Raw genomic sequence first — 15,221 nt, 5'->3', positions numbered from 1 at the left:
GGCTCACCACTCTCGGTAGGCGATACCGTTGAGACCCTTGCCCCGGACCTTGGAGTAAACGTCAAAGACGTCCTGGCCCTCCCGCGGGTTCTCAGCGGAACTGTCATAGGAACGCAGGCCCCAGCCGCCCTCGTCGTCACGCTTGACGGGTGCCAGCGGGTCATGGGGGATACGCCGCAGGAAGTAGAACTTGGCACCCTTGGCGCTGCGCACGTCACGCACACCCTCGACTAGCACTTTCAGGTTCGGCGGGTAGCCGTTGCTGTCGAGCGACTTCTCAATGTAGCCGGCGTCGAAGGCGCGTTTGTAAGCATCGATGCCATCGCGGATCTGGTACAGCGCAGTCCGCAGTTCCTGCTCTTTGCCCCGGCGCACCACCGTCTCGGTCAGCGGTGCGGCCATGCCGGCCAGCAGGCTGACCAGGGCGAGCGTCACCACGACTTCGATCAGGCTGAAACCGCGATGTGAGGCGTTCATGATCAAGGCTTCCCAACAGTAACGGTGGTGGCGATCGGTGGGCTCATCGGGCCGGTCTGAACCGTCGTGCTCATCGAACGGTCCGGTGCCTGGATGTGCATGCTGGTTTCGGTACCGGTCGGGAATTCCATGTCCGATGGGCTCTGGTACGGCAGGTTGCGCACGATCCGCGGGGTGATCGACAGCACCAGTTCGGACTTGCTGACATCGTCCTTGTTGCTGCCGAACAGGCGACCCAGGCCGGGAATGTCGCCCAGGCCTGGGATCTTGTTGCCGGTGGCGCCGTGGTCGTTGCGCACCAGCCCGGCGAGGATCTGGGTTTCGCCGTCATGCAGACGCAAGGTGGTCTGGGCGTTGCGGGTATCGACCTGGACCGGAACGGTGCCCTGAGCGGTCGGCGTCAGCGGCGTGGCGTTACTGACTTCCAGCGCGATCTTGATCGCCACTTCGTTGTTCAGGTGCACGATGGGTTGCACTTCGAGCTTGAGACCGACGTCGAGGTAAGTCACGCTTTCGGTGATCACCGGACCCTGGGTCGAAGGCACCGAGGTGGCGCTGATGATTGGCACGCGCTGACCGATATGGATACGCGCCTGCTCGCGGTTACTCACCCGGATCACCGGGCTGGCGAGGGTGTTGACGTCTTTGTCCTGGGCGTTGATCTGGGCCTGCGGCGACGGCGAGATGGTAATCCGGCCGGAGTTGATGCCTTTGAGTTGATCGAGAATGGTCACTGGCGAGCCGTCGGTGTTGACCACACCGAAGGTGTTGGGCCATTGCAGGCCAAGGTCGAGAATGCGTTGGCGGGCGACTTCCATCACTTCCACTTCCAGCACCACTTCCGGATTGGACTGATCCTGGGATTGCAGGAGCTTTTCCGCCATGCGCACCGCGTCACCGGTATCGCGCATGGTCAGGGTGTTGAGGCGCTCGTCAACGAACACGTCGCGGGTCTTGAGCATGGTCTTGATCATGTTCAACGCCGTGTTGGCATCGATGCTGGTCAGGTAGAAGGTGCGCATCACCAACTCCTGATAATCCTTGATCTTCTGTGGCGAGTCCGGGTAGATCAGCAAGGTGTTTTCATTCACCACTTTCTGATGCAGCTGGTTCTGTTGCAGCAACAGCTCCACGGCGTCTTCGATACGGACCTCACGCACGAAGATCGTGGCTTTCATGTCCGGGCGCAGGTCCTTGTCGAAGATGAAGTTCAGGCCGGCGACCTGGGACAGCACTTCGAAAATGGTTTTGAGGTTGGCGTCGCGAAATTCCAGGGTCACCGGCCGGTCCAGACGCGTGCGCAGCTGCGGGTACTGCACCACGTTGCGGCTCTGCACCAGGCGGATGCTGTCTTGCAGTTCCAGGGCTCCGTCGTTCTTCGGGTCCAGTTCGAGAATCTGTTTGACCTGGCGGTCGGCACCGTAGATGTCACCGCGACGCAGGTCGCCACGGGCCAGTTCGAGTTTCTCGTCCATGCTGCGCAGGTAGTCGAGTTGGCGCAGGGAGTCCTGGGCACGGCGGTTGTTCGGTTCAATGTTCAAGACCCGACTGTAAGTCATGCGGGCCCCGGCGAAATTACGCTGGGCGCGGTCCATGTCGGCCTGGGCCAGCAACGCCTTCACGGCGAGGGCCCGTCCGCTGTTGAGAGCCATGTGCAAATCGGTATCGCGAGGGTTTTCACGCAATCCCTGTTCGATGCGAGCCAGACCGGCTTCGTATTGGCCGGATTCCATCAGGGTGGAAGCTTCGTCCTTGGCAATCTCTGCCGAACTGCACGCGGCCAGCCCTGCACAGAGACACAGGCTCATCAGCAAACGGGATTTGTTCATTCCGTACTCCCCACAGGCAAGGTCTGCGATACATGCAGAGGCAGGTAAACCAGGCTCAGTTCCACATCGGAAATCCGCTCGATCCGCCAGGTTTTGTCGATCACATCCCCTTTGCGCACGACGTAGATTTTTTCGCCGTTCTGCAAAAAAACCTGCAGATCGGAACGGTCATCCAGCCTGCCGACAAACTGGAAGGGCAACGGCGGTGCAGTGGGGCTTTGCACCACCGGAGCCACGACGGCCGGTTGTTCAGTGACGGTGCCAGGGGCCGGCTCCGCTTTCCAGCTGCGGGCGGCGAACAAATCGCCTGCCGGGCTCAGGTCCTTGATCGGCACTTGTGCCGCGGCGCTCGATGCAGCCGCCGATGCGCCAGGGGCCTTGTCCTTGGCTGGCGTGGCCACGGTGGTCACCACAGGGTCACTGTCGTCAGCCTGTTTGAAGTATTCGGGGAACCAGGCCAGCGCTGCCGCTACAGCGAAGAACGCCACCCAACCCACCACTCGCTTGGTATTCATCATGACCTCGACAGGTAAAGGGTCATGCGGATCCGCCCGGTCAGTTCGGTATCGGCGATTTTCTTGCGCTGAAACTCCACATCCTCCAGTACCACCGCCGGCAGCTGGCCGAGCAAGGCATGCAGGAAACGCCGCAGTTGCGGATAGCTGCCACGTACCGGCAGCAGAATCTGATAACGGGCCAGGTGTGTCTTGGGGTCCACGCCCAGGGAATATTCACCCCGGGACAAGGTGATGCGTTCCTGGGCAGCCAGGGCATAGATCTTGTCGATGGCCACGGTGGCCTGAGGCTGGGACGGCAACTTGCTGCGGAAATCGTCGAGCTGACGCTGCGGCACCACCGGTGCCGCCACGGTGCCGTCTTCGACCTTGGCCAGATACTCGGTAGCCTCGCGAGTCTGCTGGCTGAGGCTTTGCAGCGACTCCCAGTCCGGCAGCAACCCGACCAGGCCATAGCTCAGCGCCAACACCAGCATGGCCAGCCCTGCCAGCCCCGGAACGCCCAGGCCTTGCAGGTATTCGTGGACGATCAATTTATGGATTTGCATCGCCGATCTCCCAGGTAGCCGACAGGTTGAACTGCACCGGGTGTTCCGGCACGTTGGCGACAATTTCGTGGCTCAGCAGCGACACGTCTGACAACTCGTCGCTGGCTTCGAGACGGCGGTGGAAATCGAGCATGGCGTCCAGGTCCAGCGCCTCGGCGCTTATCCGTACCTGGCCTTTGCGGGCGTCCGGGGTCAGGGTCAGCAGGGCAATGTTGTCCCGCGGCATGGCTTCTAGGGTGGCGAACAAACGTTCCCAGGGACGGCGCAACTGCTGGGAGACCTTGCGCATTTCGGCCAGGTTCTGCGCCTGCTCGCGGATTTGCGCCGGGGTCAGGCTGAGCTTGCTGCCGGTATCGCCGGTGAGCACCCGCTGTGTGGTTTGCAGGTGGCCTTGCTGTTGTTCGGCCTCGTTGCTCAGATGCTGTTGCACCAAGGCGCAAGTCAGGGTCAGCACCACGCCACCGGCCAGCAGGCTCCAGCCCAAGGGACCTGAACGGCGCCGCGGCTGGAAGTCGAGCATCAGGGGGCGCATGTCAGGCCACCGCCCGAGACATGACGTACAGGCAATCGCGTACGGCTGTCCGGTCTTCTTCGAGGTTGCGCAGATGCACACCGGGCACGTAGGGAGGCGAATCGATGCGCGCCGGTGCATGCAGGTAGACATTCAACGGTCGTTCGCTCGAGCAAGCCTGCAACTGGTTTTCACGGCCGATCAGCGCAGTCAGCGCGGCATCGCTGTCGCTGCTGCCCACCGAACGCACCGAGGTCCAGCGCCCTTCCCGGGCCAGCAGCAACACGCTGCGTACCGGTTCGGCGACCACGAACAGGAAGTCACCGGCCTCAAAGCTTTTATCGAAATGGTTGAACGCCGCCATCAGGTACGGCTGCACCGAACGCAGGCGCAATCCGCGCGCGCTGACCAGGGTGCGCAGGCGTTCGAGCAAGTCCTGGGGCAGCGCGGTGGCGATGCGGTCGTAACCGGCGGGCTCAGGCGAGAGCACCAGGCTCCAGGGTTGCGTCGGGGCACCGTAGAGGTCTTCGAAACACAGTTGGGCGAAGCCGAGCAATTCGGCCGGGCTGCTGATCTGCTCACTCCAGGGCACCAGGCAATAGCGGCTGAAGTGCCCGGAGATCAGCACGGTCAGTTCCGCCCTGGCAACGGTGTGATCGGCCAGCAAATGGTCGAGGGTGTCGAGCGCCACCGTCCAGGCCTGGAAGCCTTCGTCGATGTAGCCGACGCTGCCCAGCCAACGGATTGCACTGCCTTGCCGTTGCCCCAGGCCAACACCGCTGGCGCCGAGCACGGCGACGAATCGCTCACGAGACAAAAGTGACACGATTGATCTCCTCGAGCGTGGTTCGGCCTTGTTCCACCATCTCCAGCGCCGACTCGCGCAACAGGCGCAAGCCACGTTTACAGGCATGGGCCTTGATTTTCGAAATGGGTTGGCGCTCGACGATCATTTGCCGCAGTTCGTCGTCCAGGTGCAGCAGCTCGGCAATCGCGCTACGCCCGCGATAACCGGTGCCCCGGCAATGCCCGCAGCCCTTGCCGTGGACGAACCGGTAATGAGCGACCTTTTGTCGATCAAGCCCCGAGACCTCCAGCTCTTCTTCTGTCGGGCTGTAAGGGCTGCTGCAACTGGTGCAGACCAGGCGGATCAACCGCTGGGCCAGCACGGCATTGAGTGCCGAGACCAGGCTGTAGGGATCGATTTCCATCTGGGTGAAACGGCCGATCACGTCGAACACGTTGTTGGCGTGGATGGTGGTGAACACCAGGTGACCGGTGAGCGCCGATTGCACAGCGATCTGTGCGGTATCCGGGTCACGGATTTCACCGACCATGATCTTGTCCGGGTCATGGCGCAGGATCGAGCGCAGACCCCGGGCGAACGTCAGGCCTTTCTTCTCGTTGACGGGGATTTGCAGCACGCCCGGCAGTTGATACTCCACCGGGTCTTCGATGGTGATGATCTTGTCCACGCCGTGGTTGATCTCGGTGATCATCGCGTACAGGGTGGTGGTCTTGCCGCTACCGGTAGGCCCGGTCACCAGCACCATGCCATAGGGTTCGGCGGCCAGCCGGCGCAGCTGGCGCAGGGTTTCTTCTTCAAAACCCAGGGCCTGCAATTGCACGCCACAGACCTTGTCGGCGAGGTCTTGTTTGTCGAGCACCCGCAGCACTGCGTCTTCGCCGAAAATGCTCGGCATGATCGACACCCGGAAGTCGATCTGCCGGCCACTGATGCCGATCTTGAAGCGGCCATCCTGAGGCACGCGTTTTTCGCCGATGTCCAGTTCGGCCATGATCTTGACCCGGGAAATCACCTGCTCGGCGAACTCGTTGCCCTGGATCTTGCTGATGTTGTTGAGCACGCCGTCGATCCGGTACTTGATGACCAGACCGCTGCCGGTGGTGCCGAGGTGGATGTCGCTGGCGTGCATTTTCAGCGCGTCGTACAGGGTCGAGTTGACCAGTTTGACCACCACGCTGGAATCTTCGCTGATGCTGGTCAGGGACAGGCTTTGCAGGTTATCGATTTCTGCGCCGACGTCGCTCTGGGCGTTGAGCGACTCCACCGCATGGAAGCTTTCTTCGTGACGCGCCAGGTAGGCCTTCAGGTCATCGGCATGCACCAGGTACAGCGGCGCGCCTTGCAGGCATTCATCGATCCAGGCCAGACGCGCACTGTCGAAGGGGTCGGCGAACACACCGATGACCGCATCGTTATGACGCAGCAGGATGAATTCGCGCTTGAGGCATTGGGCCAGGGTCACCCGGTCGAACACCGGCGTGGATTTGAACAGGCTGTCGGTGTCGAGCACCGGATAATGCAAGGTGATGCCCAGGCACTGGATGAAGGGCATGGGAGCCAGTTCACTCAACGCGGCGAGGGCATCGAGCATGCGCTCGCCGGAACTGGTCGCCAGGGCCCGGGCCTGGGCCAGTTGTTCACTGGTGAAGCGAGTCGGTACGCATTCCGGTTGCGCCGGTTCTACTGCAAGGGATAGACGGTCCATGGCTGCTCTCCAACGCCCGGGGCTTTGAGCCCTGTCGGCGCGGCGAGCCATTTCGGCGGGGGCCGGAACGTCCTGTCGCGCCACTACTCCCCGGTGAGCAATTGTTCGTCGTCTGGTGCCATGGAGGCCGATGCACTTTTTCGGCGATCTGCAAGCACCCAACTACCGTCGTACAACTGCAGCGGGAAACTTTCGGTCTTGCTCTGGCGTCGTTCGACGAATCCTTTGCAAGTGCTCACACCCGATTTGGGGTCGCGCCGCCTGCCCAGAAGATCAAGCACTGCACGGGCCAATTCCACCAATGGAAAGGGTTTGAACAGGATATGGCTGACTCCCATTAGCCGGGCCCGCTCGCAGACTTCTGCGGTGGGATGCCCTGTGATCAGCACAAAATGACATATCCTGTTCTGGCGAACGGAATCGAGCACCTGAAAACCTTCCATGTCAGGCAAGCGGTAATCGAACACCATCACATCGGGTGCGAAATCGTCGGCTTCAGCGATTCCTTGCGCACCGTCGTGGGCAATCCGGACTTCCAGTGCCTGCGCCTGCAGGTAACCCTGGAGGTTTTCCGCCAGCAACTGTTCGTCATCAACAACCAGTACTTTGTTTAACAAGGTGGACTCCTTGAAACCTCAGGTCCGGGTTTGAACCTGGCTGAGTGCACGCCTTGACAGGGCTTATGCACACTTCACGCCAGGCTGGACACCGGTTATTTCAGGTCTTCATGCCCTTGAATTCAAAGACAATGCCTTCTTGTACAGCCATTCCATCCCCCAAAAATGGGGAAAGCGACCGGATTGGCATTGTCGTTTTTTCCCCAATGTTGGGGAAATCCCCTATTCATCGTCAATTCGCTCGATTCGATTGCGCGAGCGCAATGGCGCCAATGAATTCGTCCCGGTTAAGCGTAGTCGCGCGGCTTCGACAGTGGAAGTGTCTGCACCGGGCAGCCACAGCGGCAGCAGGACCAGCAAACTGTTGTACTTCATGATCGGCCTCCGGTCAGGGCGTTGCAGCAACGGGTTTATAGGGGGCGACCAGATAGAAACGCTGGCCCGGCAGATCCACCGTGACGATATGGGCACCGCTCAAGCCCTGGCGTCGGCCAGGACCAAAGCTGATCAGTGGCGTCAGCCCGGTATCGAAGTCATGCAGGCCCTCCAGGGCACTGACCAGTTTCTCGCGGCTGGCATCCCGCCCGGCCTGCTTCATGCCTTCGCTGAGCAGCATCATCGAGCTGAACGCGCCCACTTGCAGCACTGTGTGCTGGCCGCCGAGGCCCTGGTGTTCGCGTAACCGGGTCAGGGCCTGGCGCCCGGCCAGGGTCCAGTCGCTGGGCACGAACGGATAGGCCAGGAACACCCGCCGGGAAAATCCCTCAGGCACCTGCATCAGATTGCCCGCCACCTGGTTCGAGGCGGCGAACAGGTAAGGCACCTGCCCCGCCGTTTGCAAGCGCTCGGCCAGACGACTGAAGTCGCTGCCGCTGCCCAGGTAAAATACCGAGCGCGAGCCCAAGGGCAAATCATCCCTGGTCGGGTCGTAGGCTTGCAGCCGCACCTGTTGCCAGGCGTGCCCCTGCAAGTACTGGCTGAGCTCCTGCGCCGCCAGCCGTTGGCCGGAGTCGTCCGGATAGGCGATCAGCGTCGGCCCCTGCAGCACCCGCAGGCTGGCACCGGCGTACTCGGCCAGGGCGATCAATTGCTCGCGAAGCCCCGGCAGCGGTTCGAATATCTGCCGGCTGGTGTGGGGCGTGCCCTGCAAGGACAGCGGCCCGATCAGGGGGATGCCGGCCCGCTCCAGACGCACGGCAAGGTCCACGTCCAATGCCGGTGCCAGCGGTGCGATCAGGGCAAATACCTGTTCTTCGTCGATCAGCCGGTCCAGCGCCTTTTCAGCACTGGCGCGGTCGGTACCGGGGTCGAGGATGGTCAGGCGCAACTGCCGGCCATGAATTCCGCCCGCCTCGTTGATACGCGCCACGCAGCCCTTAAGCACCGCCGCCACCGTGGCGCCCTCCTCGCTCAATGGCCCGGTGGCCGGCAACAACGTGCCCAGGTACAGACTGTCGGGGGTCAGGCCCGGATCGCGGTCTTCGGCCAGGCGCTTGGCCGGCAGCACCCTGTTCGATGCGCCGACCCGGGCCATGTTCGGCTCACCGCTGGCGGACACGCCTTCGCGGTACAACCGCTTGCCGGCACTTTCGCTGAGACTCAGCGGCAGCGCCTGGGCACCGAGCGCGATGCTGCCCAAAAGCAGCAGGCCAAGGACGAGGGCAGTATTCATGGCCGTGGCTCAGCGACCGGCCACGGGCATTGTCAGCCACTGCAAGCGTTGGGCAATGGCGGCTGCCGGAGCATCGAGACGGATTTTACTCCAGCGCTTGTTCGCCACGTCACCGACGATCGACTGGGTGGAGTGTTGCTCAGGGGTCGGCACGATCTGGCCGATGCGACCCAAGACAAGGTCCATTTGCGCCTCGTCGCCGGTAAGAAAAAACCAGTGGGGCTCATCGACGCCCTGTTTCAAGGTGTAAGCCTTGAGTTCCGCCGGGGTGTCCCGCAGCGGATCACTGGTAAGGGAAATAAAGGTGATGCCTCTCATGGCTGATGCTCCATGGCGATGGCGGTGTGCTTGGCGTGGGCGTTGCGTTCACCACTGAGTTTCTCGACGGCCCGGGCCAGCTCCGTCGGGTCGGTGTAACCGTAGTAGCGGGTCCAGAAACGGTTGTTGCCATCCCCTACCAGAATCAGCGGCGAGTGGTTCTCGATGTCACCGCTATAAGCGCCCAGGCCCATGAGGGTGACAGTGACCGACTGCGGCGAACCGGTCAGCCAGCTCCAGCCCGGCCCCTGCTGGAAGGTGCGGGCGTAGTCGTTCAGGCGTTGGGGATCATCACGCTGCGGGTCGATGCTGATCGACACCAGTTGCACCTCGGTGCCAACCCGCGCGCCCAACTGTTTCTGCACCTTGCCCATGATCGAGGACACCACCGGGCAGACCGTAGTGCAGCTGGTGTAGATGAAGCCCATGACCACGATCTTGTTGCTCACCAGGTCTTTTTCCAGGCTGACGACATTGCCGTTCTGGTCCAGCAGGGTCACGTCGGCAAACTTGATCCGGGCGGTCTCCGGGCTGGCCTTTTTGGCCGCCATGTCCTGCCCGGTGTGCTCGTCCGACGAGTGAGCCAGCGCCTGGCCGATACCGAAGGCCAACAGGCCGAACGTCAGCAGGCCGCGATGCGCGAATCGGTTCATGTCAGCTTCCTCTCAGTGGGTATCGCCGGGAATGCCCCGAACACCCGGCGCGACGCCAGACAAGGGTTGACCGGAGGCTTTGTCCGTCACTCGAAATTGCACGTCGGCAATGCCGCCCTCACGCAGTACGCCGTCCTTGGCCAGTGGCTTTACATCGAGGGCCACCGAAATCCCGTCACGTTCCAGCGTCCGGTCGCTCCAGGTATCGGGCAAGGTGATTTCGTTGAGCGCAGTCGGGGGCGCGGTCCGCCATACCCCGAACCCGATCAAGGCCATCCCGAGAATCACCGCGCTGCCAGCGAATGTGGTGGTCCTGTCCATAACAACAATCCTCTTTATCGATCTGTTCCTGCCTTGCCCAACCCTTGTGGGAGGTCTGCGGGTTCTGCAGATTGATGGTCAGGCAATCGCCGGCAGCCGCCCGCAGCAAATTGATCAAGGATGAAGCGTGGGATATGCCGATCCTGGACTCGGGCCTCCCTGCGGGTTATCGGGGAACTCTTCTCGATAAATTGTCCGGAGCAATCCGCGTGCCACAAAAAATCACATTACTAATCAGTTGGTTACGATCACGATTTGATAAGCCGGGGGGGATATTCCCCACCCAATCCCCCATTTTCTCGCCAGGGCCACCATTCCCCACTATTGGGGAAAACCATCCACGGGGTTTCGATCACAGCGGCGCATCCGCGGACAACCCCTGTAAACGCCGATAGTGGTTCAGCACATTGGGCACATAACGCAGGGTTTCGGCGAACGGCGGGATCCTGTTGCCCCGGCTGAGCACCGCTTGCGGACCGGCGTTGTAGGCGGCCACGGCGAGGCGGATATCGTTGTCGAACATCGTCATCAGGCGCTTGAGATAGCGGGCGCCACCCTGAATGTTCGCCTTGGGGTCGTAGGCGTTGGTCACACCCATTTCGCGGGCGATTCTGGGCATCAACTGCATCAGTCCGCGAGCGCCCTTGGGTGAGGTAGCGCGAGCGTTGTAGCCGGACTCGGTCTTGATCACTGCGTGCAGCAGCGCCGCCGGTAGTTCGTTGGCTGTTGCCGCCGCCGACACCAGCTCGGCGTAGGGTTGCGCGGCGATCATCTGCGGCTGCTGATCGAGACTGACGAGCGCCGCATCGGGTTCATGGATCACCCGTTCATAGTGGCGTCCGGGGCGGTGGACATTGGACAGGACATAGTTGCCCTTGGCGTCCAGGGAAACGAACACATCAGCCTGTGCGGCACCAGCGAGCGCGAGTAATCCGAGCAATCCTGCGGTGATGGCTTTCATTGTTTTGCCTCCCCTGCCTGGCCCCGAAAAATGGGGGTATTGCCCCAATGGCCGGTAGTAAAATAGCTATACGCAAGCACCGTGCCGTAAGTGAAAGGCCCGTAGCACAGGGGGTGCAGAAGGATGTCCAGTCATGAGCATGGCAATTGCATGCGCCTGTATAGAGACTCTGCTGTCGACTGTGGGAGGTCATCATGAATCAGCATCTGGGCTATGCCCGGCGCAACCAAAGCGGGTTCACCCTGCTCGAACTGTTGGTGGTACTGGTAGTGCTGGGACTGTTGGCCGGCATCGTGGCGCCGAAGTACTTCGCCCAACTGGGCCGTTCCGAAGTGAAAGTGGCCAAGGCGCAAATAGAAGGCTTGAGCAAAGCCCTGGACCTTTACCGCCTGGAGGTCGGCCACTACCCGTCGACCGAACAGGGTTTGCAGGCGCTGGTCACTGCCCCTGCCGATGAACCGCGCTGGACCGGCCCGTACCTGCAGAAAAAACTCCCGCAAGACCCCTGGGGCCATAACTACAGCTATCGCTATCCCGGTGAAAACAGCGAGTACGACCTGTTGTCCCTGGGCAAGGACGGACAGCCCGGCGGCGAAGGCGAGAACGCCGAAGTCACCAACTGGAACTGACGGGAAAGGCGACCATGCGCTTTCATCTCAAAGCCGTTGGCAAGGCCGGTGTCGTCTCAATGACCATCGAGGCGCCGGGGCACAGCGAAGCCAGGCGCATCGCCGAAGACCAGGGCCTGCGAGTCGTCAGCCTGCACGCCGAGCGACATTGGCGGGCCCTGCGCCTGCACAAGCGCGAGACCTTCAACCTGGTATTGTTCAGCCAGGAACTGACCACGTTGCTCAACGCCGGCCTGCCGTTGATCGATGCGCTGGAAAGCCTGGCGGAAAAGGAAAACGCGCCACAAGCCCGCAAGACCCTGAGCGAGCTGGTGCGCTTGCTGTACGAGGGCAAATCGTTTTCCCAGGCCTTGGGGCAGCTATCGGCGGTTTTCCCGCCTTTGTACGTGGCGCTGGTGCAGTCCAGTGAGAAGACCGGCGCCGTGGGCGATGCCCTGGGCCGGTATGTCAGCTATCGCCAGCGCATGGACGAGGTTCGCCAGAAGATCGTCAGCGCATCGATCTACCCCATGCTGTTGCTGGTGGTGGGAGGTGGCGTGGTGTTGTTTTTGATGGGCTACGTCGTACCGCGCTTCAGCCTGGTATTCGAAGGGCTGGGGTCGAACCTGCCGTGGATGTCGCAGATCCTGATGAGCAGCGGCATGTTCCTGCACACCCACCAGGGCGAATTCTTCGGTGGCTTGCTGGCCATCATCGTCGCCCTCGCCCTGCTCCAGCGCCAACCGGCCTTTCGTCGGGGGCTGGACCGCCTGATCGAAAAACTCCCCGCGGTGCACCAGCGCATTTTCATGTATGAACTGGCGCGCTTCTACCGTTCGCTAGGCATACTGCTGCAAGGCGGCATTCCCCTGGTCACCGCCATGGGCATGGTCCGTGGCTTGCTCAGCGTCGCCTCCCGCGCGCGCCTGGACCAGGCCTGCGACCGGGTGCGCGAGGGGCACTCGCTTTCTACCGCGCTGGAACTCAATCACCTGGTGACTCCGGTATCCCTGCGCCTGCTGCGCGCCGGCGAACAGTCCGGCAACCTCGGGCAGATGATGGAGCGCAGTGCCGACTTCTACGACGAAGAAATCGGCCGCTGGATCGAATGGTTCGTACGGCTGTTCGAACCCCTGCTCATGACCTTCATCGGCCTGTTGATCGGGGTGATCGTGATCCTGATGTACATCCCGATTTTTGAACTGGCCTCGAGCATTCACTGACCTGATGGAACAGGGCCGCGCTGCCCGTTGCATCTTTTCAACCTCCCATTGAATAAACCAGTCCGTCGAAGTGTTTAACAAGTTCCCATGGGGAAAAAAGCAGCACTTGCAATGTTCATCCACGTTCCAATCTGAATTAGAAGACGGAGAACGACATGCTCATCAATAAGCTTTTACTGGCAGTAGCTATTGGCGCGGTTCTGTCGGCGTCTACTGTATTGATTCCGGACAGCCTGTCCGGGGTATCCAGTGCTCAGGCCAAGGATGGGGGTAGTGGCGGTGGCGGTGGCGGAAGTGGTGGTGGTGGTGGAGGTAGTGGCGGCGGCGGTAGTGGTGGTGGTGGCGGCGGTAGTGGCGGCGGTGGCGGCGGTGGCGGCAGTCACGGTGGAAGCGGCCATAGCGGCGACCATGGCAGCAACAGCGGCAGCGGCCATAGTGGCGACCATGGCAGCAACAGCGGTCATGGCAGTGCCAACAGCGGTTCGAGCCACTCCGGAACGGCCTCGTCCTCAGGACGCAGCGGTACCCATGATGAACCTGGGGATGATCGCGGCGTCCATGCCAATGGCGAACCCGGCGATGATCGTGGCGTCCATGCCAATGGCGAGCCCGGCGATGACCGTGGTGTCCATGCCAATGGCGAGCCCGGCGATGACCGTGGCGTCCATGCCAATGGCGAGCCCGGCGATGACCGTGGTGTCCATGCCAATGGCGAGCCCGGAGATGACCGTGGTGTCCATGCCGAGCCCGGCGATGACAAAAGGATCTGATTCCCACTGACTCCCATACAACACAAAACCCTGTGGGAGCGGGCTTGCTCCTACAGGGAATGTGTGGACACAAAAAATGACGGTGTGTACCCGTTTTTGTAGGAGCCGGCTTGTCGGGTCGCCGCATCGCAGCGAAGGCGGCCTTGGGACGTGCAGCGCCATCAAAAACGCCTTCGCCGGCAAGCCGGCTCCTACAGTGGTCAATGTGAGTCAGACAATCAACCGCTCTACAGCCTACCCTCAGACTGATCCAGCCGTTCGCGCAAGAACTCAACCAGCGCCTGCACCGGCCGTGAACTCTGCCGGTGTTGCGGATAGACCGCAGACAACGTCAGCGGCTCCGGCCTGAAATCCTCCAGCACTTCCACCAGCCTTCCATCTTTCAGCGCCGTACCGACAATGAACGTCGGCAAATAGGTGATCCCCAGCCCGGCGATCGCTGCGTCCTTGAGCAATTCGCCGTTGTTGACCCGCATCCGTCCGCTGACATTGACGCTCAATGGCTTGCCCTGCCCCGCAAAACGCCATTGCACCTGACGACCATGGCCGTACGGCAGGCAGTCGTGTCCGTGCAAATCTTCAGGCTTGAGCGGCGTGCCGCGTTCGACCAGGTACGCGGGGCTTGCGCAGTACACCCGTTCAATGGAGGCAATGCGTCGGGCGATCAGCGTCGAGTCTTCCAGTGTGCCAATGCGCAATGCCAGGTCGTAACCTTCACCCAGCAAGTCCACAGGGCGATCACTCAAATCCATCTCCACCGTCACATCGCGATAGCGCTGCAAAAACACCGGCAACAGACACCCCAGATGCGCCAGTGCGAACGACAGCGGCGCACTCACACGAATGGTCCCCCGTGGTTCGGTGGTCTGGCCGGCGATGCCCTGCTCCACTTGTTCGACTTCGCTGAGCAGGCGCAAGGCTGACTCGTAATAGCTTTGCCCCAGCGGCGTGACATCCAGTCGCCGGGTCGAGCGATTGAGCAAGCGCACGCCCAGGCGCTCTTCGAGTTGCATCAAGCGGCGGCTGACAAACTGCTTGGACAGGCCCAGTTGATCGGCGGCAGCCGTGAAACTGCCGGAGTCCATCACCTGGCAAAAAATACGCATATCTTCGAAGGGGTTCATTGTCACGTCCCGGTTGACAGTCAAACACTTTATAGCCGATTTTTCTCTTCCAGGCACCCTATTAATCTGTGTTCACGGTGTTGAACCCACCCTTGCATGCAGGAGCTGCCGAAGGCTCGGGCCGCGTTCGGACGATCTTTTGATCCAGCGTTTCGAAACGGCCAGAAAGATCGCAGCCTTCGGCAGCTCCTGCCTAACCGCGTACACCCACGATCAAAATGGAATTGACCATGAACCTCGTCCAGAAAACCCTGACTGCGTCCCTGCTCGACGGCAAGCGCCTGGCAGTGGCCGGCAACAGCGTCGGCGGCAACATGGCGGCGGTCGTGGCCTTGATGGCCAAGGAGCAAAAAGCGCCGCCACCTCGATGCGGCGGGCGTGCCGGTGACCTCGGTCCGCTACAACGGCATGATCCACGACTTCGGCCTGCTCAACCCGCTGAGCCAGATTCCCGAAGTGAAAGCAGCGGTACGCCAGGCTGCGCTGGAGCTCAAGGTTCATTTGCAGTGAGACCCTGCCCTTCATCGCACACTGGTTGTGTGGTGAAGGGCTTTTCTGTGG

Annotated in this window: 16 protein-coding genes and 3 pseudogenes; 4 read left to right on the top strand and 15 right to left on the bottom strand. The window is 61.5% G+C overall.

Features of this window, described 5'->3' with window-relative positions; genetic code table 11:
* Positions 1-3: 3 nt before the first annotated feature.
* From C8K63_RS18460 to C8K63_RS18400, 14 genes and pseudogenes are all read right to left on the bottom strand, one after another.
* Positions 4-477: a type II secretion system protein gene (locus tag C8K63_RS18460; RefSeq protein ID WP_108218008.1), complete on the bottom strand. Its 474-nt coding sequence runs from the start codon at positions 475-477 to the stop codon at positions 4-6.
* Between the two features lie 2 nt (positions 478-479).
* Positions 480-2,306, bottom strand: coding sequence for a secretin N-terminal domain-containing protein (locus C8K63_RS18455; RefSeq protein WP_108218007.1), 1,827 nt, complete (start codon positions 2,304-2,306; stop codon positions 480-482).
* Entirely contained in the window at positions 2,303-2,821 is a 519-nt protein-coding gene (locus C8K63_RS18450; protein WP_108218006.1) for a hypothetical protein, read from the bottom strand. The genes C8K63_RS18455 and C8K63_RS18450 overlap by 4 nt, the downstream gene beginning before the upstream one ends.
* Positions 2,821-3,369 carry a pilus assembly protein PilO gene (locus C8K63_RS18445; protein WP_108218005.1) on the bottom strand — a complete coding sequence of 183 codons (549 nt, stop codon included), beginning with the start codon at positions 3,367-3,369 and terminating at the stop codon, positions 2,821-2,823. Before C8K63_RS18445 ends, C8K63_RS18450 begins: the two co-directional genes overlap by 1 nt.
* Complete coding sequence (locus C8K63_RS18440; RefSeq protein ID WP_108218004.1) at positions 3,356-3,901, bottom strand: PilN domain-containing protein; 546 nt, start codon at positions 3,899-3,901, stop codon at positions 3,356-3,358. The genes C8K63_RS18445 and C8K63_RS18440 overlap by 14 nt, the downstream gene beginning before the upstream one ends.
* A 1-nt stretch (position 3,902) precedes the next feature.
* Positions 3,903-4,706 (bottom strand): hypothetical protein, encoded by an 804-nt coding sequence (locus C8K63_RS18435; RefSeq protein ID WP_108218003.1) that lies wholly within the window; start codon positions 4,704-4,706, stop codon positions 3,903-3,905.
* Entirely contained in the window at positions 4,687-6,393 is a 1,707-nt protein-coding gene (locus C8K63_RS18430) for a GspE/PulE family protein (RefSeq protein WP_108218002.1), read from the bottom strand. The genes C8K63_RS18435 and C8K63_RS18430 overlap by 20 nt, the downstream gene beginning before the upstream one ends.
* Positions 6,394-6,476: 83 nt before the next feature.
* The gene (locus tag C8K63_RS18425; protein WP_108218001.1) at positions 6,477-7,010 is read right to left on the bottom strand and encodes a response regulator; all 534 of its coding nucleotides are present in this window, start codon (positions 7,008-7,010) and stop codon (positions 6,477-6,479) included.
* A gap of 222 nt (positions 7,011-7,232) precedes the next feature.
* A complete protein-coding gene (locus C8K63_RS30370) occupies positions 7,233-7,385 on the bottom strand; it encodes a hypothetical protein (RefSeq protein WP_158273956.1) in 153 nt (50 codons plus the stop codon).
* Between the two features lie 13 nt (positions 7,386-7,398).
* Positions 7,399-8,682: an ABC transporter substrate-binding protein gene (locus C8K63_RS18420; protein WP_108218000.1), complete on the bottom strand. Its 1,284-nt coding sequence runs from the start codon at positions 8,680-8,682 to the stop codon at positions 7,399-7,401.
* A gap of 9 nt (positions 8,683-8,691) precedes the next feature.
* Positions 8,692-8,994: pseudogene (locus C8K63_RS18415) on the bottom strand (SCO family protein); the annotation flags it as partial.
* Positions 8,995-8,996: 2 nt separating this feature from the next.
* On the bottom strand, positions 8,997-9,653 hold the full coding sequence (locus tag C8K63_RS18410; protein ID WP_108217999.1) for an SCO family protein: 657 nt from the start codon (positions 9,651-9,653) through the stop codon (positions 8,997-8,999).
* Positions 9,654-9,695: 42 nt separating this feature from the next.
* Positions 9,696-9,974: pseudogene (locus C8K63_RS18405) on the bottom strand (hypothetical protein); the annotation flags it as partial.
* 352 nt (positions 9,975-10,326) lie between these two features.
* A complete protein-coding gene (locus C8K63_RS18400) occupies positions 10,327-10,935 on the bottom strand; it encodes a lytic transglycosylase domain-containing protein (protein WP_108217997.1) in 609 nt (202 codons plus the stop codon).
* Positions 10,936-11,129: 194 nt separating this feature from the next.
* Between C8K63_RS18400 and gspG the strand changes: the two genes are divergently transcribed.
* From gspG to C8K63_RS31115, 3 genes are all read left to right on the top strand, one after another.
* Positions 11,130-11,564, top strand: a complete 435-nt coding sequence (gene gspG, locus C8K63_RS18395) for a type II secretion system major pseudopilin GspG (protein WP_108217996.1) — start codon at positions 11,130-11,132, stop codon at positions 11,562-11,564.
* A 14-nt stretch (positions 11,565-11,578) separates the two neighbouring features.
* Complete coding sequence (locus C8K63_RS18390; RefSeq protein WP_108217995.1) at positions 11,579-12,766, top strand: type II secretion system F family protein; 1,188 nt, start codon at positions 11,579-11,581, stop codon at positions 12,764-12,766.
* A gap of 155 nt (positions 12,767-12,921) precedes the next feature.
* Positions 12,922-13,536, top strand: coding sequence for a hypothetical protein (locus C8K63_RS31115; protein ID WP_177413233.1), 615 nt, complete (start codon positions 12,922-12,924; stop codon positions 13,534-13,536).
* A gap of 227 nt (positions 13,537-13,763) precedes the next feature.
* Here the strand turns inward: C8K63_RS31115 and C8K63_RS18375 are convergent, their stop codons facing one another.
* A complete protein-coding gene (locus C8K63_RS18375; protein WP_108217993.1) occupies positions 13,764-14,660 on the bottom strand; it encodes a LysR family transcriptional regulator in 897 nt (298 codons plus the stop codon).
* Between the two features lie 266 nt (positions 14,661-14,926).
* Here C8K63_RS18375 and C8K63_RS30635 point away from each other — a divergent pair.
* Positions 14,927-15,170: pseudogene (locus C8K63_RS30635) on the top strand (alpha/beta hydrolase); the annotation flags it as partial.
* Between the last annotated feature and the right edge of the window lie 51 nt (positions 15,171-15,221).

This window comes from Pseudomonas sp. GV085, assembly GCF_003050925.1.
Lineage (GTDB): Bacteria > Pseudomonadota > Gammaproteobacteria > Pseudomonadales > Pseudomonadaceae > Aquipseudomonas.
The sequence above is the reverse complement of the archived record's forward strand: the minus strand, read 5'-3'. Positions and strand labels throughout refer to the sequence as shown.

Excerpts from the sequence above, each read along its gene's own strand:
- C8K63_RS18460 (WP_108218008.1), bottom strand. The coding sequence starts at position 477 with ATGAACGCCTCACATCGCGGTTTCAGCCTGATCGAAGTCGTGGTGACG.
- C8K63_RS18455 (WP_108218007.1), bottom strand. The coding sequence starts at position 2,306 with ATGAACAAATCCCGTTTGCTGATGAGCCTGTGTCTCTGTGCAGGGCTG.
- C8K63_RS18450 (WP_108218006.1), bottom strand. The coding sequence starts at position 2,821 with ATGAATACCAAGCGAGTGGTGGGTTGGGTGGCGTTCTTCGCTGTAGCG.
- C8K63_RS18445 (WP_108218005.1), bottom strand. The coding sequence starts at position 3,369 with ATGCAAATCCATAAATTGATCGTCCACGAATACCTGCAAGGCCTGGGC.
- C8K63_RS18440 (WP_108218004.1), bottom strand. The coding sequence starts at position 3,901 with ATGCGCCCCCTGATGCTCGACTTCCAGCCGCGGCGCCGTTCAGGTCCC.
- C8K63_RS18430 (WP_108218002.1), bottom strand. The coding sequence starts at position 6,393 with ATGGACCGTCTATCCCTTGCAGTAGAACCGGCGCAACCGGAATGCGTA.
- C8K63_RS30370 (WP_158273956.1), bottom strand. The coding sequence starts at position 7,385 with ATGAAGTACAACAGTTTGCTGGTCCTGCTGCCGCTGTGGCTGCCCGGT.
- C8K63_RS18420 (WP_108218000.1), bottom strand. The coding sequence starts at position 8,682 with ATGAATACTGCCCTCGTCCTTGGCCTGCTGCTTTTGGGCAGCATCGCG.
- C8K63_RS18410 (WP_108217999.1), bottom strand. The coding sequence starts at position 9,653 with ATGAACCGATTCGCGCATCGCGGCCTGCTGACGTTCGGCCTGTTGGCC.
- C8K63_RS18400 (WP_108217997.1), bottom strand. The coding sequence starts at position 10,935 with ATGAAAGCCATCACCGCAGGATTGCTCGGATTACTCGCGCTCGCTGGT.
- gspG (WP_108217996.1), top strand. The coding sequence starts at position 11,130 with ATGAATCAGCATCTGGGCTATGCCCGGCGCAACCAAAGCGGGTTCACC.
- C8K63_RS18390 (WP_108217995.1), top strand. The coding sequence starts at position 11,579 with ATGCGCTTTCATCTCAAAGCCGTTGGCAAGGCCGGTGTCGTCTCAATG.
- C8K63_RS31115 (WP_177413233.1), top strand. The coding sequence starts at position 12,922 with ATGCTCATCAATAAGCTTTTACTGGCAGTAGCTATTGGCGCGGTTCTG.
- C8K63_RS18375 (WP_108217993.1), bottom strand. The coding sequence starts at position 14,660 with ATGAACCCCTTCGAAGATATGCGTATTTTTTGCCAGGTGATGGACTCC.